A 1,000-nucleotide genomic window follows, 5' to 3' on the forward strand; every position below is an offset into this window, starting at 1 on the left:
TACAGCTTTTGCAACTGCCCGAAGTATGCACACTCCTCCAGCCTTCCCTTGATGCGTCGTCCACTGCGTTCAGCCTCTAAGGCTTCAAGGTTCAACAGGAGTGTGGCTGCCTGATTGCCCTGTGCCTGATAATAGGCCAGTACGCGCTGACGCAGCACCTGCTTCTCTGTCGTTTTGAGGGTACGGCTGTCCATCGCCGTACGGTAAAGCACATGCAGTAGGTCGTCATCGTAATGGCGGCTCTCCGCTCCCGGGGTGAATAGAGGCAGGTAGTCCTTGACCCGCGCCTTGCCGAGTAGCTCTAGCTGATCCAACGAAGAAGTAAAGTAGTCGTGCGCCTTTTGTTCATTGCCTTCATAGTCTTCGCTGCCCCAGCGGCGATAACCATCGGCACCTTCATAGAGTTGTCCCAATGCTGCCCGCCAGAGAGCCTTCCCCACACTGTCCGTTTCGTGAGCCAGTGCTTGCTCCATCCGCTCCACCATCACGCGGGCGGAGTCGGGAGCTATGTCTCCCCCATACTGGTGCATGAGGAGCATGGCTTTGAGCAACTGAGCCTTGTCCTGCTCAGCCGTAGCCTTATCTCGTATCTGTGTGGTGGCCTTTAGCGCCGTCTGCGGCAAGTCTTTTTTATCCGCCTCACGGGCTTGTTTCCACAAGTCATCGTAGCTCTGGGCCTGCCCCGCCAGTGCGAGGGCAGCGCCAGTAAGCAGGGTGTATATCCTTCTCATAGCGGTAAGTGTTGGTCTGTCTTTTAAGTATTAACGGGAGAAATCCTCATTTCTTGCCCCGCGATTTCTGATTTCTACGCCACCATATCCACAAGGAGTTGTAGTAGCTCGCATACCCCAGCAGTCCGAGGAGCATCACCAGGGCGGTCTTCAGTCCATGGGTAAGGAGGGCAAAACTCTGCGCCACGGGTTTGCTCACTTGATAAACTCCGGTGAGGGTCTTCACGATGGCGAAGTGCCAAGGGCCTGCCCCGGAGGGAGTGGGCAGC

Annotated in this window: 2 protein-coding genes; both read right to left on the reverse strand. The window is 56.3% G+C overall.

The annotated features are described in order from the left end of the window. A partial coding sequence (locus Q4P78_RS09525; protein ID WP_303340127.1) for a hypothetical protein occupies positions 1 to 731 on the reverse strand: 731 nt, incomplete at its 3' end. Positions 732 to 777: 46 nt separating this feature from the next. Next, a partial coding sequence (locus Q4P78_RS09530) for a hypothetical protein (RefSeq protein ID WP_303340128.1) occupies positions 778 to 1,000 on the reverse strand: 223 nt, incomplete at its 5' end.

Origin of the sequence: Rothia sp. (in: high G+C Gram-positive bacteria), from assembly GCF_030540545.1 — a bacterium.
Lineage (GTDB): Bacteria > Actinomycetota > Actinomycetes > Actinomycetales > Micrococcaceae > Rothia.